The organism is Ruminococcus sp. (genome assembly GCF_024691275.1).
Taxonomy (GTDB): Bacteria; Bacillota; Clostridia; order Oscillospirales; family Ruminococcaceae; genus Ruminococcus.
In genome coordinates this window covers 1-22,648 of record NZ_JAILNU010000022.1, presented here as the reverse complement: position 1 = coordinate 22,648, position 22,648 = coordinate 1, and the positions used below count along the sequence as shown (strand labels likewise).

Annotated in this window: 17 protein-coding genes, 1 pseudogene and 2 other annotated features (1 of these 20 cut by a window edge); of the genes and pseudogenes, 13 read left to right on the top strand and 5 right to left on the bottom strand. The window is 45.6% G+C overall.

The features are described from left to right. Positions 1–115, top strand: a binding site (T-box leader) (it extends 102 nt beyond the left edge of the window). A gap of 50 nt (positions 116–165) precedes the next feature. The 4 genes from K6G33_RS02465 to K6G33_RS02450 all read left to right on the top strand — a co-directional run bounded on the left by K6G33_RS02465 (position 166) and on the right by K6G33_RS02450 (position 3,506). After that, positions 166–627 (top strand): hypothetical protein, encoded by a 462-nt coding sequence (locus tag K6G33_RS02465; protein ID WP_296775866.1) that lies wholly within the window; start codon positions 166–168, stop codon positions 625–627. Positions 628–696: 69 nt separating this feature from the next. After that, the gene (locus tag K6G33_RS02460; protein WP_296775863.1) at positions 697–1,575 is read left to right on the top strand and encodes a hypothetical protein; all 879 of its coding nucleotides are present in this window, start codon (positions 697–699) and stop codon (positions 1,573–1,575) included. A gap of 3 nt (positions 1,576–1,578) precedes the next feature. After that, a complete protein-coding gene (gene tyrS / locus K6G33_RS02455; protein WP_296775862.1) occupies positions 1,579–2,796 on the top strand; it encodes a tyrosine--tRNA ligase in 1,218 nt (405 codons plus the stop codon). A gap of 146 nt (positions 2,797–2,942) precedes the next feature. Next, complete coding sequence (locus tag K6G33_RS02450) at positions 2,943–3,506, top strand: type II secretion system protein (protein ID WP_296775860.1); 564 nt, start codon at positions 2,943–2,945, stop codon at positions 3,504–3,506. A 371-nt stretch (positions 3,507–3,877) separates the two neighbouring features. Here K6G33_RS02450 and K6G33_RS02445 read toward each other — a convergent pair whose 3' ends face one another. Continuing rightward, positions 3,878–4,414 (bottom strand): hypothetical protein, encoded by a 537-nt coding sequence (locus K6G33_RS02445; protein ID WP_296775858.1) that lies wholly within the window; start codon positions 4,412–4,414, stop codon positions 3,878–3,880. Between the two features lie 103 nt (positions 4,415–4,517). Next, positions 4,518–5,465: an RING finger protein gene (locus K6G33_RS02440; RefSeq protein ID WP_296775855.1), complete on the bottom strand. Its 948-nt coding sequence runs from the start codon at positions 5,463–5,465 to the stop codon at positions 4,518–4,520. A 186-nt stretch (positions 5,466–5,651) separates the two neighbouring features. On the opposite strand from K6G33_RS02440, the gene K6G33_RS02435 reads away from it, so the two are divergent. From K6G33_RS02435 to K6G33_RS02400, 8 genes are all read left to right on the top strand, one after another. Then, the gene (locus K6G33_RS02435) at positions 5,652–6,917 is read left to right on the top strand and encodes an insulinase family protein (protein ID WP_296775852.1); all 1,266 of its coding nucleotides are present in this window, start codon (positions 5,652–5,654) and stop codon (positions 6,915–6,917) included. Further along, positions 6,917–8,194 (top strand): pitrilysin family protein, encoded by a 1,278-nt coding sequence (locus K6G33_RS02430; RefSeq protein WP_296775851.1) that lies wholly within the window; start codon positions 6,917–6,919, stop codon positions 8,192–8,194. The genes K6G33_RS02435 and K6G33_RS02430 overlap by 1 nt, the downstream gene beginning before the upstream one ends. 3 nt (positions 8,195–8,197) lie before the next feature. Next, positions 8,198–9,382, top strand: coding sequence for a prolipoprotein diacylglyceryl transferase (gene lgt / locus K6G33_RS02425; protein WP_296775849.1), 1,185 nt, complete (start codon positions 8,198–8,200; stop codon positions 9,380–9,382). After that, positions 9,383–10,240: a bifunctional methylenetetrahydrofolate dehydrogenase/methenyltetrahydrofolate cyclohydrolase FolD gene (gene folD, locus K6G33_RS02420; protein WP_296775848.1), complete on the top strand. Its 858-nt coding sequence runs from the start codon at positions 9,383–9,385 to the stop codon at positions 10,238–10,240. Between the two features lie 141 nt (positions 10,241–10,381). After that, positions 10,382–11,785 (top strand): sodium-dependent transporter, encoded by a 1,404-nt coding sequence (locus K6G33_RS02415; RefSeq protein ID WP_296775846.1) that lies wholly within the window; start codon positions 10,382–10,384, stop codon positions 11,783–11,785. 256 nt (positions 11,786–12,041) lie between these two features. Then, a complete protein-coding gene (locus K6G33_RS02410; RefSeq protein WP_296775843.1) occupies positions 12,042–13,433 on the top strand; it encodes an MBOAT family protein in 1,392 nt (463 codons plus the stop codon). Positions 13,434–13,445: 12 nt separating this feature from the next. Then, the gene (locus K6G33_RS02405) at positions 13,446–14,405 is read left to right on the top strand and encodes a GDSL-type esterase/lipase family protein (protein ID WP_296775841.1); all 960 of its coding nucleotides are present in this window, start codon (positions 13,446–13,448) and stop codon (positions 14,403–14,405) included. Between the two features lie 65 nt (positions 14,406–14,470). Beyond that, the gene (locus tag K6G33_RS02400; RefSeq protein WP_296775838.1) at positions 14,471–15,787 is read left to right on the top strand and encodes a serine/threonine-protein kinase; all 1,317 of its coding nucleotides are present in this window, start codon (positions 14,471–14,473) and stop codon (positions 15,785–15,787) included. Positions 15,788–15,968: 181 nt separating this feature from the next. On the opposite strand, the gene K6G33_RS02395 is transcribed toward K6G33_RS02400, so the two are convergent. Continuing rightward, positions 15,969–17,237, bottom strand: a complete 1,269-nt coding sequence (locus K6G33_RS02395) for a hemolysin family protein (protein ID WP_296775837.1) — start codon at positions 17,235–17,237, stop codon at positions 15,969–15,971. Positions 17,238–17,503: 266 nt separating this feature from the next. On the opposite strand from K6G33_RS02395, the gene K6G33_RS02390 reads away from it, so the two are divergent. Further along, complete coding sequence (locus K6G33_RS02390) at positions 17,504–19,075, top strand: trypsin-like peptidase domain-containing protein (RefSeq protein ID WP_296775835.1); 1,572 nt, start codon at positions 17,504–17,506, stop codon at positions 19,073–19,075. 118 nt (positions 19,076–19,193) lie between these two features. On the opposite strand, the gene K6G33_RS02385 is transcribed toward K6G33_RS02390, so the two are convergent. Together K6G33_RS02385 and K6G33_RS02380 are read right to left on the bottom strand one after the other, a co-directional pair. Next, positions 19,194–21,815, bottom strand: coding sequence for a valine--tRNA ligase (locus tag K6G33_RS02385; protein ID WP_296775832.1), 2,622 nt, complete (start codon positions 21,813–21,815; stop codon positions 19,194–19,196). A 128-nt stretch (positions 21,816–21,943) separates the two neighbouring features. Next, positions 21,944–22,182: a binding site (T-box leader), on the bottom strand. Between the two features lie 201 nt (positions 22,183–22,383). Further along, positions 22,384–22,648: pseudogene (locus tag K6G33_RS02380) on the bottom strand (hypothetical protein); the annotation flags it as partial.

Sequence of the window (22,648 nt, the reverse complement as noted above, 5' to 3'; positions counted from 1 at the left end):
CCGTGCTGAAAACGCTTTTGCGTGTAGGTTCGGACGGGTATGCCCGTTACAGCTTATCGAGACCGAGTTTTGCTCGGTAAATCGGGGTGGTACCGCGAGTAACTTCGCCCCCGGACAGCCTGCGCTGTTCGGGGGCTTTTATTATTTTGTAAGGGGTGACGGAAATTGAAAAAACTGATCGGCTACCTCAGTCTTGCGCTGATAGTCTTCCTTTTTTCGCTGCTGATGATGTATATCGGCTTCACAAGTCCGGCAAGGTCAGAAGCGCCCTCCCCTTTCATACGCATGACGGTCTGCACAGTTGTCTGCGTCATCTCTGTTTCGCTTTTCACAAGATATATCCACCCTTTTTCGGGACTTGCAGGTCTTGACAGCGCAAACCTGAACCTCGGATTTACTGCGGCAGTTCTTCTGGCTGTGTTTGTGGAGTTCACCACATTCGGCAGCAGTACCGTCGAGCCATACATGGAGGGACTTGCAAATAAGAACACCGACAAGCTTGGTAAAAGCTTCTACGGTTATATAAAATATGTATTCATGGGCGGACAGCTCCTCGTGGCAGTCCGTACCTTCATTCACTCCGCTTTTCTCGGTCTGCTCAAAGCCATAATGAAACACGCAGACTGAGCAATGTACGCGAAAGGTCGTGATATACATGAAAACGCCCGACGTTTTCATTCTTTACGGTAATTGCTTATGAAAAAACGGAAAAAGAAAATCGGACTTCTTATACTGCTTTTCAGCAGTATATCTGCGTTATTATTTTTTATAGCTGTTTTAATGGAACGATATAACGAATTATGGTTTACATTCACACCTCTTTTGATGATACCGTTTTTTCTGCTGATAAATATTGCAGAAGAAAAACTGGCTGATAAAAAATCTGAAAGCAAAGCTTTAAAAAGAGCTTCCGAACCTGAATCCGTTATAAGGCAGCAGATTCTTGAAAACTATGAAAAAAACGCTTTTCGTGAAATCACCGGCGAAAATATGAAATCTGATTTAAAAACTATAAGTCGATGGAAATTCGCTCCGAGATGGCTTTTTATGTCTTTTTCAGTGCTGATATTCATTCCGCTTGCATTATGGATATATAAAGATGACCATGATTTTATATCAGAAATTCTACTTATTTTTACAAGTGGAATCGCTATTTTTTGCTTTGTAATGGCAATAATTCATTTCAGCGGTTTTTATGTGAAACTGTTTATAAAACGGGCTGACGAAAAACTTCCTATGATAGAGCGTTCTTATATGGGAGGCAACATGATCTGCACCAAAGAATGTGATTTTAACATTGGAATAGATTACTGTGTATACATCAATATGTCTGAAACAGGTTATTTCAGCATTTCTGATATATACAATGCCGTACTTACAAGAAAGCGCACAAAAAAATATGACCGTTACAGTTCTTACGGCAGTGAAAAAAACGAGTTATATATGTGTATTTCTTTAAAGAACCAAAAGCATACATATGATATTCACGGGAACGAATTACAGCTCGAATACATCTGCGACGAACTCGTGCGTCGCGGAGTTAAAATAATAAAAAATAATTTAAAGGAGAAATAAATAATGACTACTTTTGAAGAACTCAAGCGCAGAGGACTCCTCGCGCAGCTTACAGACGAAAAGGAGATAGAGGAGCTTGTCAACGCAGGCAAGGCTACTTTCTATATCGGCTTTGACCCAACTGCCGATTCGCTCCACGTAGGTCACTTCATGGCACTCTGCCTTATGAAGCGTATGCAAATGGCAGGCAACAAGCCTATCGTACTCATCGGCGGCGGTACAGCTATGATCGGCGACCCTTCAGGCAAGACCGATATGCGTAAGATGCTCACTCCCGAGACTATCCAGCACAACGTTGACTGCTTCAAGAAGCAGATGAGCCGCTTCATCGACTTCTCTGATGACAAGGCTATCGTTGTAAACAACGCAGACTGGCTCATGAACCTCAACTACATCGAAGTTCTCCGCGAAGTTGGTGCACAGTTCAGCGTAAACCGTATGCTCACAGCTGAGTGCTACAAGCAGAGACTTGAGCGCGGTCTTTCATTCCTCGAATTCAACTACATGATAATGCAGAGCTACGACTTCTACCAGCTCTTCCAGAAGTACGGCTGTAATATGCAGTTCGGCGGCGACGACCAGTGGAGCAATATGCTCGGCGGCACAGAGCTTATCCGCCGCAAGCTTGGCAAGGACGCTTACGCTATGACCATCACCCTTCTCCTCAACTCAGAGGGCAAGAAGATGGGCAAGACCGAAAAGGGCGCTGTATGGCTCGATCCTGAAAAGACTTCTCCTTACGATTTCTTCCAGTACTGGAGAAACGTTGATGACGCAGACGTTATCAAGTGCCTGAAGATGCTCACTTTCGTTCCTGTTGAGCAGATTGAGGAAATGGAAAAGTCCATGGAAGGCGCTCAGTTCAACGCTGCTAAGGAGCTCCTCGCATACGAGCTCACAAAGCTCGTTCACGGAGAAGAAGAGGCTGAAAAGGCAAAGGCTGCTGCAAAGGCACTCTTCGGAGGCAGCGGTTCAAACGAGAATATGCCCGTTGCTGAAATCGACTCAGCCGACCTTACCGACGGTTCTATCGGACTTCTCAACCTCCTCGTAAAAGCTGAGCTTGCTCCTTCTGTATCCGAAGCAAGAAGACTTGTTCAGCAGGGCGGTATAACTGTAAACGATGAAAAGAAGTCTGATCCAAAGGAAATGATAAAGCTCGAAGGCGAGATAATCGTCCGCAAGGGTAAGAAGGCATTTAAGAAGATTATTGTGAAATAACGCTATATGGGAGCATTCACCATGCTCCCATATTTATTTATTATATGGCAAATTTTTGAATTGCTATTGACTTTTCAACGCAATAGTTTTATAATTAAGAAAAATCATCATTATTTTGCAACAATAAATTTTGTGGGGGGATTTATATGGCAAAATACAGGAAACATGGTTTTACACTTATCGAGCTGATCGTCGTTATTGCGATAATTGGTGTTCTCGCTTCGATACTCATACCTTCTTTAATGGGATACATCAAGAAATCAAGAAGATCGGCTGACATTACAAGTGCAAAAACTATTTATGACACAGTTATGGCTGTCATTGCAGATGATGAAGACGCTACCGACTCATATACAGCAAATAACACAACTACACACAACGTTACAGTAAAGCATAACGGTACATCAGAAACATATACTCTGGTAACTGTATGTACCAAGGACGGCGCATCAAATGCAGGCGGCAACCGATCACTCTGGAGCGGAGGAAGCGCAGAAGCTAAGCCATTTCAGGATGCTGTAAACAGCTTTGGAGGAACAGGCAAAATACCGATCAGGTTCAATCACTCAAAAGCCGGCAAACCACTTAACCGCTGGTTCATATGTTACCGTGACGGTGATTCCATAGATACCGAGATATGGGTAGGCGACGGAACGTCAAATACTCCTATGTACAGACTCTGGCCAAACACCGATCCGGATTATTCGTAAAAATCTTACAGCAAATAATGATGACTGCCCTGTAATATGAGCATTGTACTTATATAGAAGTTTTTACGCGAGTTATTGAGGAAGGACTCTTTTGAAAAAGGGTTCTTTCTCAAACTTCTTTCATAAAACTTCAGGCTTGGATTTTTATCTGATAGGGCACACCCTGCATAACTTGCAGGGCTTTTTTATTATCATGAACACCCTATCTGCGAAAAATCCGTGTTAAGAGTCTTTGAAAGTGGGAAGAGGTTACTTCCCGCTAATTCCATATAAAGTTTTTATATGAGTATCACGCTAATGCAGAGCTGTTTTTTTCGCCTGAAAAATTCAGCCCGAAGGCTTTTGAAAAGCCTTCGGGCTGTCGTTATATGTCATCTTTGGAAATAGTACAGCTGCATGAAGTTATCCGAGCTGTATCCGCAGGCATTAAAACGCCACATCACCGCTTCAGCTGATATCGCTTCCCGCAGATTAGATGCAAGCTTTGAACAGTTTCTCTTATCCAGATCGTCCATTTCGGCATTGCTCTGACCGAGCTGCATCATATTATAATTCATTCTTATGCTGGAGACACCGTCTGCTGCGACATATTCCCCGCACTGAGTGCGCAGATAGTAATAATCCACTTTATCCTTGCTGCATATATACATCACCTGTGACGGTGTATATGAATTGCAGCCTGTATACGCACCGCCGTCGTAGTCGCTTACCTTATTTGTCTCCTTGAATACCTTAACTCGCGTGGTATGCTCCGGATAACTTACCTGTTCGCAGTAATTCACAAGATAATTCTCACCAAGACCGTTGCTTATCTCGTATGTATAAGTGGGATAGTCCATATCACCGCATCCCACAAGAAACACACATATGACAACCGAAAACAGCAGCAAAATGCTTCTAAGCTTCATTTTATCTCCCCCCCGAGTATGAAAAATAAGAGCATTTATCGTTATCTGTATTGATTTTTAAGATATCAGCATATCCTATGTCAGTATCGGGATATGCAGCAGCTCATAGGGTACTGAAATCGCTTATCGTCGTCATCATATCAAAGGAGAAGTACAGCAGATAAATCGCTAATAAGCCGATACCTCCCTTTATCACAGTAATTATGAGCATATTCATCGGCTTGACTCCGCCGAGTGCAGATGAAGATCTGCCGCCGTTTCTGTTCTTTTTAATAGTTCTCAGAGTAAAACGGAAATATAGCCAGTTGGCAAAAAAGCACGACAGCGCTCTTCCTGCCATATCCAGGCCGAGACATATCTCGCTGATCGAAGATATGATCTGTTTATTGTCCGTAACGAATTTCCCGAACTCTGCCGACATATCCTTGCCGTATAAAAGGAGATTGGCAGGCAGATTGAACAAAATACCGAGAAAAGCTGCGATAACTGCCCACAGCCACATTTTTCTGCTTGCAAAATAAAGAGAAGGGAAAATGAGACTGAGAAGATTGAACGAAGGCTTTAATCCGTCGTCCTTTATGCGCTTGAACCTGGGCAGGTAATAGAAGGTATTTACCCCAACAAAGTCGGAAACTTCCTTCATAGTTGCGCCGCCCATGTCCTCCTTTTCGTCATAGCCGAGAAATTTTATCGGGTCAGCCAGCTCCTCGGGCATAACGAAGGGATCACGTCTGTGCTCTTGTTCATTGCCGATATTCTCCTCCTGACGGACAGGCTCGATATCCTTGAGCTCTGTACCGCAGCGCTGACAGTTGAGCGCACTTCGGCTGTTACGGAAATGACACACTGGACATATCCTTACGTTTTCTGTTTCCGCATCTGAACGCTCCCATTTTTTCCCTGTGGAATGTTCAGCAGCATTTGCACATTTATTCTCAACAGCGTAACACGCTCTGTGGTGCGGCGTTCCGCATTCAGGACATACAACTATATCGTCCTCCGCAGTGAACACTTCACCGCATACAGGACATTTCTCGCCGATATAATCCATATACTGCCTCCTTGTCATACATTACAACTTTTATTATACCACTTTAGCGGTGAAAAAATCAAGTGTTTTAGCGAATAAATAATAACAGCAAGAAAATTTCTGAAAAAAACAAAAATAGTATGGTATTTTTCCTGCAAATGTGTTATAATGTACTGTATAGCTTTTTAAGATTGGAGTGTAAGCTTAATGATATATGAAAGGGTAGAGTTGAGCGATAACGTCGGTTTCACATCCATTATCGACGATAAGTTCAAGTCCTGCTCCCTTGCGGTCTATTTTCTCACTGAGCTCAGCGATAAGACCGCAGCGGTGAACAACCTTGCCACAGGGGTCCTCACCATTTCAAACAGCCGATATAAGACCTACGCTGATATGTGTGAAAAGCTATCTGAGCTATACGGCGCTGTCCTCTGTTCAGTGGCAAGAAAAAAGGGCAATGCACAGATACTTGGTCTGAGAGCATCATGGCTCGACAATAAATACGCCATCGACGGCGAGGATATAGGCGGTGAGATGCGCGATCTGATCCGCAGCTGCCTGTTCTCTCCAAATGTATGCGGAGAAGCTTTCGACAGTGATTCCTTCGCCCTTGCCAAAAAAGACCTTTTAGACCGTATAGACGGTGAACTGAACCAGAAAAACGTCTATGCCGTTTCTCAGGCAGTAAAGCTTGCATTCAGAGACGAACCCGCAAGCTGTGCAGCTTACGGCAGCCGCGATGCTGCTTCAGCCGCATCTCCCGAAGATGCTTTCAGAGCCTATCAGGAGATGCTGAGAACTGCTCAGATAGAGATATATTACGTTTCTCCGCAAAAAGACGACTCTCTTGCAGAGATGTTCCGCGAAAACTTTGCTGAGATAAAACGCTCACCTAAGCCCGTAAAGATCAGCGACCACAGTCCATTAAAGCCTGAACCGCTCACAGTCACAGAAGAATTTGACGTTAACGAGAGCAAGATGGTCATGTTCTTCAAGACCGATTCCGACGACAGATATGCGCTTAAAATGCTGAGTGTCATTTACGGAGAGCTCCCCTTTTCAAAGCTTTTCCTCAATGTCCGCGAAAAACTCAGCCTGTGCTACTACTGTTCGTGCATATCCATGGCAACAAAAGGAGCTTTCATGGTCGAAAGCGGCGTTGAGCGCAGCAATATCGAAAAGGCAAAGGCTGAGATACTTGCACAGCTCGATGAGATGAAAAAGGGCAATATCACCGATAATGAGATAAACGGAGCTCTTATGGCGCTCGACAATGCGGTATTACAGATAACCGATTCCCCTTCGGGTTACATCTCGTGGTTCTTCGACTGCTTTACAGACGGCAGATTCATTACTCCGCAGGAGCATTACAAAGAATTCGCCGCTGTCACAAAGGAACGGATAATAGCAGCCGCAAACTCGCTGAAACCTGACTGTGTTTATCTCATGCTTAACAAGGAGGTACAGGAATAATGGAAAAAGAGATCCTTACCTGCACCCGTACAGGCGACAGCTGTATCCATGTAAAGCATCGCAGCGGTCTTGATATCTATATATGCGAAATGAACGGATTCAGCAGCATCGAAGCACAGTTCGGCACGAAATACGGCTCGATAAATACCGTGTTCAAAACATCGTCAGACCCGGAATACACCTGTGTTCCCGAGGGTATCGCTCATTTTCTGGAGCATAAGCTCTTCGAGAATGAGGACTGCAAGGTGTTCGAGCTCTACGCGCAGACAGGCGCTTCCTGCAATGCCATGACCTCATTCGACAGGACCTGCTACTTTTTCAGCTGCTCCAAAAACTATGAGGAAAACCTGCGCATACTCCTGAAATTCGTACAGGAGCCTTACTTCACCCAGGAAAACGTGGATAAGGAAATGGGCATCATCGGTCAGGAGATAAAAATGACCAACGATAACCCCGAATGGCGGGTATTCTTCAATATGCTCGGCTGTATGTACCACGCTCACCCCGTAAAGACGGACATCGCAGGAACTGCCGAAAGTATTGCAAAAATAGATGCCGACCTGCTCTACAAGTGCTACGATACGTTCTATAACCTCAATAATATGGTGCTCTCCATCGCAGGCAACATCAGTGCGGACAAAGTCCTCGAAATATGTGACGAATGCCTGCATCCCTGCGCCGACAAAGGTCTGGAATGTGTATTTCCCGATGAACCCGACGGTATCGTCAGACCTGAGATACGCGAGACACAGCCTGTGGGAGCTTCTATATTCAATCTCGGCTGCAAATGCTCTCCGAGACTCGGTCTGGAAAGGCTGCGGGACGTAACTGCTGCTTCCGTAGCATCTTCACTGCTTACCGACCCTGCGCTGCCTATGTGCGAAAAGCTCCTGAAGGACGGTGTCATCAACTCCACCTTCGGCGGCGAGGTCTTCTACGGCAGCGGCTATTTCACGCTGATATTCTCAGGTGAATCGGACTTCCCCGAGCTTGTCCGCGAGGCGCTGTTCAATGAGATCGACAGACTTCTGACGGAGGGCATAAACGAGAAGGATTTCCAGCGCATCAAAAAATCTTCATACGGCGCTCTCGTAACAGAGCTCAACAACGTCGAGGCTGTCACAAATCTTATGCTCAGCTCCTATATTGACGGGATATCGCCATATGATACAATAGAAGTCATCTCAGCCCTCACAAGCGCTGATGTTATGGATTTTATGCGCAGGGAACTGCGACGTGACAGAGCTGTTCTGTCTATAATTGAAAAGGAGAAATAACTCATGGAAACCGAAACACTATTGCACCCGCACGAGATACAATTCCCTAATCTCGGGTGGAAATTCAGCATCGACCCCACTGCATTCTCGATCGGCAGTATCAATATCCAGTGGTACGGCATTATCATCACCCTTGGTCTCATTCTCGCACTTGTATACTGTCTCCCGAAAATGAAGCGCTTCGGCATCGACTCCGACAGAGCTATCGACGTTGTTATCGGCGGTGTCATAGGCGGCATAATCGGCGCACGTATCTACTACGTTGCAATGCGCTGGGACGAATACAAAGGCAACTGGAAAGAGATCATAAACACCAGAAACGGCGGTCTTGCCATTTACGGCGGCATCATCGGAGCGCTTCTGGTAGGACTTATCATATGCAAGATCAAAAAAGTCAAGATGCTCCCGATGCTTGATATAACCGTTATAGGCTTTCTTATCGGTCAGGGCATAGGACGCTGGGGCAACTTCTTCAATCAGGAAGCCTTCGGTACCAACACTGATTCACTGTTCGGCATGACAGGCGGCACTATCCAGCGTACTATCAACGACAGTATGCAGATAGGCGGCGACCTCTACCAGAACGGCGTAACGATGCTCTGGAACGAACCTGTTCACCCTTGCTTCCTGTATGAATCGGTATGGTGTCTGCTTGGATTCGTTATCCTTGCTTTCTGGTCAAAGCGCAGGAAGTACGACGGACAGCTCTTCCTCATGTATCTCGCATGGTACGGCGCTGAGCGCTTTGTGGTAGAGGGACTGCGCACTGACAGCCTTATGCTTGGAAATATCCGCATTTCGCAGGCTCTCTCAGCTGTTATTTTCATAACATCAGTAATACTCCAGATAGTATTCTTCGCAAAGAGAAAACGCGACCCTGAGCACTTTGTGCTTTATGTAAACACCGAAGAATCTCATCTTCTCATTGCCGAGAGCCGCAGAAATCGCTTAGGTATCAAGGGCGATGATGCAAAGATAGGCATGAACGAAGATGACGAGTTCGATATTCTCAATGACGACGATGACGAAGACTTCGATGATGATGACATTGATACCGACGGCGATGATGACATTGATATCGACGACGATGAAGATGAGGACGAAGCAGCTGCCGAAAAGCAGTCGCCCGATAATAATAAACCTGATACAGAGGACGAAAAGTCCGACAAAAACAAGGAGGATAAATAAATGGCACAGTTAATAGACGGAAAAGCAGTTTCAGCAGCAGTTAAAGCTGAGGTTGCAGAAGAAGCAGCAAAACTCAAGGACGAAAAGGGTCTTAAAGTAGGTCTTGCAGTTGTTATCGTAGGAAACGATCCCGCTTCAAGAGTATACGTAAACAACAAGAAAAAGGCTTGTGAGGCTGTAGGCTTCCAGTCATTCGAGTACGCTCTTGACGAAGCTACCACTCAGGAGCAGCTCCTCGACCTGGTAAATGTTCTCAACCGCGATGACAGAGTTAACGGTATCCTCGTTCAGCTCCCACTTCCCAAGCACATCGACGAGAAGGCTATCATCAATGCTATCTCTCCCGAAAAGGACGTTGACGCATTCCACCCTATCAACGTGGGCAAGATCATGATCGGTGAGTACTCATTCCTTCCCTGCACACCTGCCGGCGTAATGAGACTTATCGAGAGCACAGGCACAGACATCACAGGCAAGCAGTGCGTAGTTATCGGCAGAAGCAATATCGTCGGCAAGCCGCAGGCAATGCTTCTCCTCCAAAAGAACGGCACTGTTACGATATGCCACTCAAAGACAAAGAATCTCAAGGAAATATGCCTCGGAGCTGATATTCTGGTAGTTGCTGTCGGACGCGCAAACTTCGTTACAGGGGATATGATAAAGGAAGGCGCTGTTGTTATCGACGTAGGCATGAACCGTCTTGACAACGGAAAGCTCTGCGGAGATGTTGAGTTTGAGTCTGCTGAGAAGAAGGCATCTTACATAACACCTGTTCCGGGCGGCGTTGGTCCTATGACAATAGCAATGCTCATGAAGAACACACTTACAGCTGCAAAACAGCAGGCTGGCATAGAATAAAACATTAGGGGGCTGTCTAATAAAGGCAGCCCTTTTGCGTAACCTTAAAAGCGCAAAAATACATATTGACTAATGGTCATTTCGGTGCTATAATTAGGTTTGTATTTTTATTTCAAAACTATCTGAAAGGAAAATGTTTATATGAAAAACGATTCTAAATCTCCCTCCGCAAGAGGCGGCTTCGGTTCAAAGATAGGCTTTGTACTGGCTGCGGCAGGCTCTGCGGTAGGTCTGGGAAATATCTGGCGTTTCCCCTATCTTGCTGCTAAGTACGGCGGCGGTATCTTCCTGTTGATCTACATAATCTTCGCGATCACATTTGGTTTCACACTCATGCTCACTGAAATAGCCATCGGCAGACGCACAGGAAAAAGCGTCATCGGAGCTTACAAGACCGTGAACAGTAAATTTGCTCCTCTGGGTATCCTCGCAGCTGTCATACCTGCACTGATACTCCCGTATTACTGCGTTATAGGCGGCTGGGTACTGAAGTATATGACCGTTTTCGTAACAGGCGGCGGCGAGGAAGCTTCAAAGGCGACTTTTGCATCTGCCTCCGATCCCGAAGCAGAGCTCTCGTTCTTTGCTCACTTCATCGGTCTTCTGGAGCAGCCTACCATATTCTTCATAATCTTCGTACTTCTCACATCTGTTGCAGTATTCTTCGGTGTTGAAAAGGGCATCGAAAAGGTGAGCAAATTACTCATGCCCGTACTTCTTATACTCATTATAGGCATAGCAGTATATACTCTCACTCTTGACGGCGCAGGCGACGGACTGAAATACTACCTGCTCCCTGATTTTAACGGCTTCACAGCTTCAAAGTTCTTTAAAACCATTGCCGCAGCCTGCGGACAGCTCTTTTACTCAATGTCCATAGCAATGGGTATCATGGTCACATACGGCTCGTATATGCGCAAGGCGGACTCTCTTGAAAGCTCCGTGCGCCAGATAGAGATATTTGATACTCTTGTGGCTATCCTTGCAGGACTTATCATCGTTCCAGCGGTATTCGTATTCTCAGGCGGAGACAAGTCCGCCCTCAACGCAGGTCCGGGACTCATGTTCGACACTCTGCCAAAGGTATTCGCTGATATGCCCGCAGGTCAGTTCATCGGAGCTGCATTCTTCATACTCGTTACCCTTGCTGCTCTCACCTCTTCCATTTCACTCATGGAGACAGTCGTTGCAGTAGTTATCGAGAAATTCAAGCTCAGCCGTACAGTCAGCTGCGTTATCGTAATAGGTATAACTCTCGGACTGGGTATGCTTTCAGTACTCGGCTACAGCGTATGCTCGGACTTCACTATATTCAAAATGCAGATGCTTGATTTCTTCGACTTCATCACGAATAACCTGATGATGCCCGTGCTTGCTCTCCTCACCTGCATACTTATAGGCTATGTAGTCAAGACCAAGTACGTTGAAGAGGAGGTAATGCTCGGCGAAAAGCAATTCCGTTCAAAGCTCCTTTACAATGTCATGATAAAGTTCATATGCCCTGCGTGTATGATAATGATACTCCTGACCGCTACTAAAATATGACACAAAGCTCCCTGTTTTTCAGGGAGCTTTTTCATTTGCGCAAAGCTTACCCTCTTTGTCAGAATACATCTAAATATTACGCAACGGATTCACTTTTTTACTGCAAATTGCTACATTATTCCAAAGCTATTGACTTTTAAAAAAATAACGTGTAGAATAATAATGTATGAGTTTATTTATTGCTATTTTTCGTAGATTTTACATACATATCAATTAAGCCGATCTCGGGCAAAAGATTTTACAAAGGGTGGTATATTTGGTCTTCAGCAGCTTGGAATTTATTTTTATTTTCCTACCTATTTTTATGCTGATCTATGCGTGTTCAAGAAAAGAGTATAAAAATCTTGTCATATTCGCGGGCAGCGTCATTTTCTACAGTCTCGGAGTTAAGAAACCTGTTTATATTTTTCTTTTTCTGCTGACAACTCTGCTTAACTTTATTGTCGGTCAGTTCATCGAAAACAGCCGCCATGCCAAAAAAGCGTGGCTGTTTTTCGGAACCGCCTTCAACTTCTGGTGGCTGATATTCTTCAAGTACTGGTCATTCGGCGGTGAGAATATCAACGCTATATTCCATACGAGCCTTACCATAAAGGATATTATCCTCCCTATCGGTATCAGCTTCTATACGTTCCAGAACGTATCCTATATCGCCGATGTCTACAAAGGCAAGGCTAAAGCTGAGAAGAATCTCATAAATTACGGAGCTTACATAAGTATGTTCCCTCAGCTTATCGCGGGACCTATAGTCACTTACGACCACGTCGCAAAGGAGCTGAAAAACCGTACCCACACCATTCAAAAGGTGGAGGACGGTCTCAAGACCTTCACTATCGGTCTTGGATACAAGGTCCTCATCGCCAACCAGATAGGCGGTCTGTGGAGCGATATCTCCATGATAGGATATGAGAGCATATCCTCACGGCTTGCATGGCTCGGAATATTCGCATACTCATTCCAGCTCTACTTTGATTTCTGCGGCTACTCCCTCATGGCGATTGGTCTCGGAAAGATAATGGGCTTCAACCTCCCGAGGAACTTCGATCACCCCTATCTCTCACTCACTATGACAGAGTTCTGGCGGCGCTGGCACATGACCCTCGGTTCATGGTTCAAGGATTACATATATATCCCTCTCGGCGGAAACCGAAAGGGAAACAGCAAAATGATACGCAACACCTTCATCGTATGGCTCTTTACGGGTCTATGGCATGGTGCAAGCTGGAACTTCGTACTCTGGGGCATGGTGCTGTTTCTCATAATCATGAGCGAAAAACGCTGGACAGGCAAGACACTGAACAGGATAAAGCCCCTCGGACACCTCTATATGATGCTGATAATACCGCTGACATGGCTGCTCTTCGCTATAACAGACTTCCACCAGCTCGGCATATACTTCAAGAGACTTATGCCGTTCCTTCCGCAGAAGACCTACGCCATTATGGATAAGGATTATGTAATGTACTGGACTAAATACTGGAAATATTTCGCGGCAGCGATCATATTCTCCACAAGGATCCCCCAGGCTATTTACAAGAAAACAAAGAATTCCGCATTCACAACACTGGTACTTCTGGCTGTTTTCTGGGCATCAGTCTACTGTATGTATAAAGGTCTTGACGACCCATTCATGTATTTCAGATTTTAAGGAGAGACAAGCGTGAACAAATTTAAGCAATGCATATACACGGTGATCCTTCTTCTCACCTGCTTCGTGGCTTCACCGTTCATATATAAGCAGATATGGAAAAACAGCGAGCTAAAAAAGCCCAAGGAAGATGTAAAAGCTCCTGTTATCTCGACTCAGCAGTCAAATCAGGCTTCGCAGCCGGCTTCTGAAGCTGCTACGACCGTTCCCCAGACAAATGAAAACGGCGAGAATGTTACCTCTCCTACCGAGGCAATTCAGCCTGCAACAGAGGCTCCTACTGTACAGCAGACAGTATTCGCCCAGAGCGGTCCCGAGTACTTCGACGACGCTCTCTTTATCGGCGATTCGCGTACAGTCGGTATCCGCGATTACGGCACACTGAAAAATGCACAGTATTTCTGCGATATCGGTCTTTCTGCATATAAGATCGACAATTCCACTGTAAACGGCAGCACTTTATGGGACTTCCTGAATACAAAGAAGTTCGGCAAGGTATACCTTATGCTCGGTATAAACGAGGTCGGCAACGATATCGAATACACTGTTTCGGCTTACAGAAAGGTAGTGGACGGTATACGTCAGGCTCAGCCCGATACTATCGTATACCTCCTTGCAAACCTCCATGTTGCAACATATGCAGAGACCGCTGCAATATCCAACGAGCGCATAAACGCTCTCAATGCCCGCATAAGCGAAATGGCTGATAATCAGAAAACATTCTATATTGACGTTAACGGCGTTTTCGATGACGCTAACGGAGCTCTCACTGCCGATTTTTGCAGCGACGGTGTTCACGTTCTTGCGAAATACTACGCAACATGGTGCGACTGGCTCTGTGCCAATACAGTTGTCCAGACTCCTGCTGCTCCTGCAAGCACCACGGCAGCAAGCGCCGCAGCTCAGCCTGCTGCTGAGACAACGGCAACAACTTCATCACGTCCGCAGAATGAAGAATTCTCGAACCAATAATATATCAGGCGGCTCAGCCGCCTTTTTGATAAGCCAAACCACGTAAATCACGAAAGGAGCATACCATGGCAGAACTCAAAGTAGGATACAAAGGCAGAACTATCTATAACTCCACATTCACGATACTCGAATTTCTCGGCGGCGGAGGTCAGGGAAATGTCTACAGAGTAGAATGCGGCGGCAAGGAAATGGCACTTAAATGGTACCACAAGTCTACCATAGACAAAATGAAAAATCCACAGGAGTTCTATGAGAATCTCCGCGCAAACATAAAAAAAGGAGCTCCTACCAAGGCTTTTCTCTGGCCTGAGGAGCTGTCCAACTGGATAGACGGAAGCTTCGGCTATATCATGCCTCTCCGTCCAAAGGGATATGATGAGCTCACACGCTTCCTGCTCTGGGACCCCAAGCAGCGCAAAATGAAGGCAAGCTTCGCCAATATCACAGCCCGCTGCAACGCTGCTATCAACATCATCGAGGGCTTCCGTGCTCTCCACAATGACGGCTACAGCTATCAGGACCTGAACAACGGCAACTTCTTCATCAATCCCGAGAACGGTGATGTTCTCATATGCGACAACGACAATGTTTCAGAACGCGGCGTGAACTTCGGTATTGCAGGCAAACAGCGATATATGGCTCCCGAAGTAGTTCTCGGCGGTTCGCCTGATAAGCGTTCCGACCGCTTTTCACTGGCTGTAATACTGTTCCGTATGCTCTTCATCGAGCACCCCCTTGAGGGCAAATACTCCACTCCGCCGTGTATGACACCGGAGCTTGAAAAGAAGTTCTACGGCAGCGATCCTGTTTTCGTCCTCGACCCCGAAGACGACCGAAATGCGGCAAATACTCAGCTCAACACAAATACTCTCCGATTCTGGAAGATCTATCCCGACTATATCCGCGACCTCTTTACACAGTCCTTCGGCAAAAGTTCTGTTCAGCCGCCATATGACCGCATTATCGAGCTCACATGGCTGGACGCCTTCATAAAGCTCAGGAGCGAGACAGTCCCCTGCCCTCACTGCGGCAAGGAAACATTTATCACTCCGAAATATACCGTAAGCTGTATGTACTGCGGCGATCATCTCACCTGCACAGACAGTATCAAGTTCAAGCGCTTTGAGCTGCCTGCATTTGGCGGAGCTAAGCTCTATGAGGGCATGACAGGCGATACGGACGGCGACTTCCACAAGATCATCGGCGAAGTTGTACGCAATAAAAAAGATCCCAGCAAACACGCTCTCCGCAATCTTTCAGACCAGACATGGAGCGTAAAGCTGCCTGATAATTCCGTGAGAAACGTTGAACCTAACGGCATCATGCCCATAAACCGTGGCTTTGTCCTAACTATCGGAAAGAGCGAAGGTATAGTTGAATAAATGAAAAACTCCCCGATAATGGGGAGTTTTTTCGTATTATCCATTATAAGACGAATAATCGAACAGCCTTGATATTTTTCCGCTGATGAAGCTGGCTAAAAACTGAAAAATGAATTATACTGCTGCAATTACACATATCTTTGAGCTCTTATCTTTTGATTTCACATTTATTTTAATAACGCTATTCGTCCTCATCTTCGTCTTCATCGTCATCATGGGGAAGAACTTCGATTATCACCTTTTCCACAGTCTGCTCGTTTACCTCAGATACGGTAATACGGAAAATGCCGCTTTCGGCTGTCTCGCCTGCATCAGGGATATGCTCCATAACGTCAGTGACCCAGCCGCCCACGGAAGTATAATCTGTAGTTATCATGTCCTCGTCAAGATCGAGCATCTCCAGCATATCACTTATGCTCATATCGCCTGCTACCTCGTACTTGTCAGGAGCTATCATAACGATATTAGTCTCGATCTCGTCATCCTCGTCGTATATTTCGCCAACGAGCTCCTCGATGATGTCCTCAAGAGTAACGATACCCTTTGTCCCTCCGTACTGGTCGATAACTACAGCAAGATGCACCTTTGAGCGCTGCATATCGCGCATAGCCTCGCTTATCAGTTTTGTATCGGCGATATGCGGTACTTCCTGAATGATCTCGGTGATATCGCTTCCGCCCTCAACGAGCATCTTGAAAAAAGCCTTATTTGTGATGATACCCTTGATATTATCGAGACTTTTCTCATATATCGGCAGACGCGAATACATCTCGCTGCTGAAAAGCTCTTTTATATCGTCGATAGTCGAGCTCATCTCAACACCTATGACCTTTACGCGGGGAATAAGTATCTCGTTGACGGTTATCTCGTCAAATTCCAGAGCGCTCTTAACGAGTTCGCTCTCCTGCTCCTCAATAACACCCTGCTCCTCGATCTCGTCGATCATATACTTCAGCTCGTCCTCGGTAACGCTTGGAGCGTCATCACCTTTGGCAACAGCCGACGAGAGTTTATTCAGCAGCCACACAAAGGGCTTGAACAACATGACAAGGAACGAGAGCGGTCCTGCAAAGGCGAGCGCCAGTTTCTCGGCATTCTTCTTTGCGTATGACTTCGGAAGCACCTCACAGAATATCAGCACAAGCACTGTTACAACTATAGTGGATACCGCTGCCCCCTTGCTTCCGATAAGCTTTATGAAAACGATGGTGCTCACCGATGAAGTAGCTATATTCACTATATTATTACCTATAAGAACTGCCGTGAGCACCTCATCGAAGCGGTTTGCCAGTTTAAGTGCCTTTTTTGCCTTTCTGCTGCCCTGTGCCTCATAATTTTTAAGGCGGAGCTTGTTCACGCTGGAAAAAGCTGTCTCAGTTCCCGAGAAGAGTGCTGAGAAGATCATCATAGCAATGACAAGAACTATCTTCCATATATCTGAACTGTCCATATAATTCCTTTCCTTATATATAATGTTTTTATTATATCATAACTGACAGAATAATGCAAGCACAAAAAACACAAATCCGAGGAGAATCGTTCACTGTTTTAACGCACTTTTCACATAACATCGTGTATTGTGAAAAAAATTACACACAAACTTCCTTAAAACAATACAATTATCGCAAATTAATTTCACATATCCCCAATATAATATAATCACAGGCTGAGGGAGAACCTCAGATACAAATAAATTTGAAAGGGAAAGTGAACAATATGAATGAATATAACTATAATAACAATAACGAGCAGCAGGCTCAGAACAATAATGAGGTTTACACAGGTTTCAGCACTGATGCTAATGCACAGAAGCAGCCAAAGAAGCACCGCGGCATAAAAGCTGCTGCTTTCATAATGGCAATGGCACTCGTATCAGCAGGTTCTATCGGAGCATACCGCCAGTTCGCAGGTGAAAACGTTTTCAGAACATCTTCTTCATCTGAGAGCAGCGAGAAAGATTCTGTCAAAGCATCTGCAAAGAGAGAGAGCAGCGATACGCTCAATGCTCAGAACGTAAGCATAATAAATACAAAAAAGACAACGGGCAATGAGCTCTCTACAGAAGAGATCGTTGAAAAGTTACTTCCATCAGTAGTTGGTATTGAATCTTCTTTCACAGTTGAAAACGCTCGCAACAGTTTCTCAGACTTTGGTTTTGGCTTTGACTTTGGCGGAAGCAGTATGCCTTCATCAAACAACTTTTCGGGAACAGGCACAGGTGTTATCATATCTGAAAACGGCTATATCGTAACAAATGCCCATGTTATATTTGACAGTGAATACGGCGCAGGTCTTGCAGACAGCGTTTCGGTAATTACAGAAGGCGACAAGACCTACGATGCAGAGGTTATAGAGTATGATGTTGACTGTGATCTTGCAGTCATCAAGATCGACGAGGAAGGTCTTACAGCTGCTGAATTCGGCAACAGCGACGAACTCAAGCTTGGCGAGTCGGTTATCGCTATCGGCAACCCGCTTGGCTTTGACCTTAAAAATACAGTTACAGGCGGTATGATCTCAGGTCTTGACCGTAATATCACCATCAACGACAAGGCAATGAATCTTATCCAGACTGATGCCGCTATCAACTCAGGTAACTCAGGCGGACCGCTTATCAATAAGTACGGTCAGGTCATCGGTATCAATTCCTCAAAGATGTCCTCATCTTACGCATCATCAGGAGCTTCTATCGAGGGTATCGGCTTTGCTATCCCTTCAAACCTCACATCATCTATCATTGATGATCTTATGAAATACGGCTATGTTACAGGCAAGCCGCAGCTCGGTATCAGCTGTCAGGACGTTACAGAGACAGTTTCCAAGATGTATGATCTTCCTGTCGGCATATATGTATACTCAGTTTCCGATGGCAGTGCTGCTGACAAGGCAGGTATCCGCAAGGGCGATATCATCGTTGAGATCGAAGGCAAAAAAGTCAAAACCGGTGCTGAGCTCACAGCTGAGAAGAACAAATACTCCGCCGGCGAAACAGTAGAGATCAAGCTCATAAGAGACGGTGACGAAAAGACTGTAAAGGTAACTCTCGACGAGCAGAAACGCGAAGAAAAGCCTGAAGATGACGAAAAAGATGATACCAAGAAGGACAAGGACAGCAAGAAGGCTGACAAGGAAAACAAGTCCGACGAAGCTGAGGACAAAAAGGCTGAGGAAGACGAAAAGATAAAGAAGCCTGCTGACAGCTCACGCAAAGACAAAAAGGACATCATGGACAATATCCTCGGCGAAGATGCCGACGATGAAGAAGACGATGCTGACAACAAAGATTGATATTTTCCTTTCATATAATTCTTCTTTCAATAAGCGGAAAAAGCTCCCTGAACGGGAGCTTTTCTGTATCCAGATGAAAAATATAAGGGCGGCAGATGCCGCCCTTTTGTGATATAGCTTACTTTTTGAATGCTGCGATAGACTGCTCTATCTTAGCCATTTTCTCCTCAGCCTTTGCAAGCTTTGCCTTTTCAGCGTCGATAAGCTGTGCAGGAGCCTTTGCGATAAAGCCCTGATTATTGAGCTTTCCGCTGAGGAAGTCGATGTCCTTCTGTACCTTAGCCTTTTCCTTTTCGAGACGAGCTATCTCCTTCTCCTTGTCAACGAGCTCGTCCATAGGGATAAAGATACGAGCGGAGTCTGTAACTGCGTTTGCAGAATCGGGGATATCGAACTGGTCACCTGTCTCAACTGCGGAAGCGGAAGCAAGCTTCTCGAAGAATACTGCACATGAGTTAAAGAGCTCCTTGTCAGCAGTCTCGATGAAGAGCTTAGCCTTTACCGACGGCGGTACGTTCATTTCTGTACGTGTATTTCTTACAGCCTTAATAGCTGAGATTATCTTCTCGAAAGCCTTTTCCTCGGCAGCGAAGTCGATAGAAGCATCATAAGTAGGATACTTTTCGAGGATTATCATAGACTTCTCATTGTTGAGAACCTGCCATATCTCCTCAGTGATGAACGGCATGAATGGGTGGAGAAGCTTCAGCATACCCTGCATAGCCCATACAAGAACAGCCTGAGCCTTTGCCATTGTCTCGCCGCCTGCCTGTATTCTTGGCTTTGTGAGCTCAATGTACCAGTCGCAGAATACGTCCCAGATAAAGTCGTATATCTTCTGTGAAGCAACGCCGAGCTCGTATCTGTCGAGGTTCTCGCCCACTTCCTTAGCAAGCTGGTTGAACTTGTTTACGAGCCACTTGTCCTCAAGCTCAAGCTCTGTTGGAAGTCCCTTGAACTCGAAGTCCTCGGGGAGATTCATCATGATAAAACGTGAAGCGTTCCAGAGCTTGTTTGCGAAGTTACGGGCAGCCTTTACCTTGTCGTCGATATAACGCATATCATTTCCCGGCGAGTTGCCTGTAGCGAGCATGAATCTGAGAGCGTCAGCACCGTACTCGCTGATAACTTCGAGAGGGTCGATACCGTTGCCCAGCGACTTGGACATCTTGCGTCCCTGCGAGTCACGAACCAGACCGTGGATAAGAACCGTATCGAACGGAACTTTTCCCATGTTCTCCAGACCGCTGAACATCATTCTGATAACCCAGAAGAAGATGATATCATAGCCTGTTACGAGAGTATTTGTTGGGTAGAAGTATTTGAGGTCTTCTGTATTCTCAGGCCAGCCCAGTGTTGAGAACGGCCAGAGTGCAGAACTGAACCATGTATCGAGAGTATCAGGATCCTGTCTCATAGGCTTTCCGCACTTAGGACAAACTGCACTGCTCTCCTTTGTTACGACCATTTCGCCGCATGAATCGCAGTAGAATGCAGGTATCTGATGTCCCCACCAGATCTGACGCGAGATACACCAGTCCTTGATATTTTCGAGCCAGTGGAAGTATATCTTGTCGAAACGCTCGGGAACGAACTTTGTATCGCCGTTCTTTACAGCCTTGATAGCAGGCTCTGCAAGGGGCTTCATCTTAACGAACCACTGTGTGGAGACCTTTGGCTCAACAGTTGTACCGCAGCGGTAGCAGGTACCAACGTTATGGCTGTACTCCTCTATCTTAACGAGAGCGCCTTCCTTTTCGAGGTCTTCAACGATCTTCTTTCTTGCCTCGTAGCGATCCATACCGGCATATGCAGGATAATCGTCAACGATAGTAGCATCGTCGTTCATAACGTTTATAACGGGCAGATTATGGCGGAGACCTACCTCGAAGTCGTTAGGGTCGTGAGCAGGAGTTATCTTAACAACGCCTGTACCGAAGTCCATTTCAACGTAGTCATCGGCAACGATAGGTATCTCTCTGTGAACGATAGGAAGGATAACTGTCTTGCCGACCAGGTCTGTATAGCGCTCGTCCTTAGGATTTACAGCAACAGCTGTATCGCCGAGGAGTGTCTCAGGACGTGTTGTAGCCAGTTCAAGGTAGCCGTCGCTGTCCTTGATCTTATAGCGGAGATGCCAGAAATGACCTGCCTGATCCTCGTAGGTTACCTCAGCGTCGGAAAGAGATGTGCGGCACTTAGGGCACCAGTTTATTATACGCTCACCTCTGTAGATGAGACCTTTTTCGTAGTACTTTATAAATACTTCCTTAACAGCCTTTGAGCAGCCCTCGTCCATAGTAAAACGCTCGCGTGACCAGTCGCAGGAAGAACCGAGCTTTTTGAGCTGTTCAACGATACGACCGCCGTACTGCTTCTTCCACTCCCATGCACGTTTCATGAAGCCCTCACGACCGAGGTCTTCCTTAGTAACGCCTTCCTTGCGCATAGCCTCAACTATCTTAGCCTCTGTAGCGATAGCAGCGTGATCTGTACCCGGGAGCCACAGTGCACTGTAGCCGCTCATACGCTTCCAGCGGATAAGGATATCCTGTAAAGTCTCGTCAAGAGCGTGACCCATGTGGAGCTGTCCCGTGATGTTCGGAGGGGGTATAACAATAGTGTACGGTGTTTTCTTAGGGTCAGCCTCTGCACGGAAGCAGCCCTTTTCATTCCAAGCAGCATATATCCTGTCCTCAAAGTCCTTAGGATTATATGCCTTAGCAAGTTCCTTTGCCATTCAGATCTTCCTTTCAGTCAGTTAAATTAGGAATTCGGAGTGTAGAATTCGGAATCAAGGTGTTCTCTTACAGGAACAAATAAACTTTCTCTCATAATTCCGAATTAAAAAAGCCCCGAACCACTAAGGTTCAGGGCGAACTAAAGTCCGTGTTACCACCTGAATTCGGGAGTTTTCTCCCGCACTCTGCGAAGCCTGCAAGCTTCTTCCCCTGTAACGTGAGGATCACGCCGCATACTACTGAGCACAAGCCGTTGGCACACGAAGCTCCGAAGCTACTTCCGCAAGCCCTCATACTGCCTTTCACCGCGCGGCAGCTCTCTGAAAATCGGGTATCTCACGTACTCCTCTTCATCATCGCCTTTAGATATGTTATTATTATACACGATATTGCAGTATTTGTCAAGACGAAAAATCAAGAACTATGAACTAAGAACTTAGAGCTAAGAATTGTAAGAGGCTGCAACCATTTCATCAAGATAGGTTAACTGTTCAATCATGCATAATTCTTCATCTGATAATTTTTCAATGTATTCTCCATTTAGTAACATTTAAACATACTCCTTTATTAATTATTAAAATATTCTTCGACAGCATAATCATGTTGCGCTCGATTTCCATTTAAATGCTCACATTGTAGGATGTTTTTTTTGCTTGAATCAAAAAGGAAATCATAAAATCCTAAATAATTGTCATAATCATAGATATCCGATATTTCTCCATATGTTATTTGTGTAACATCCATATCCTTGACTATATTGATTCTATGACGTCCGTCCAATTTATGCTCATAAAGCCATTTAGCATAATTAACAGCAAATTCTTCCACCTGA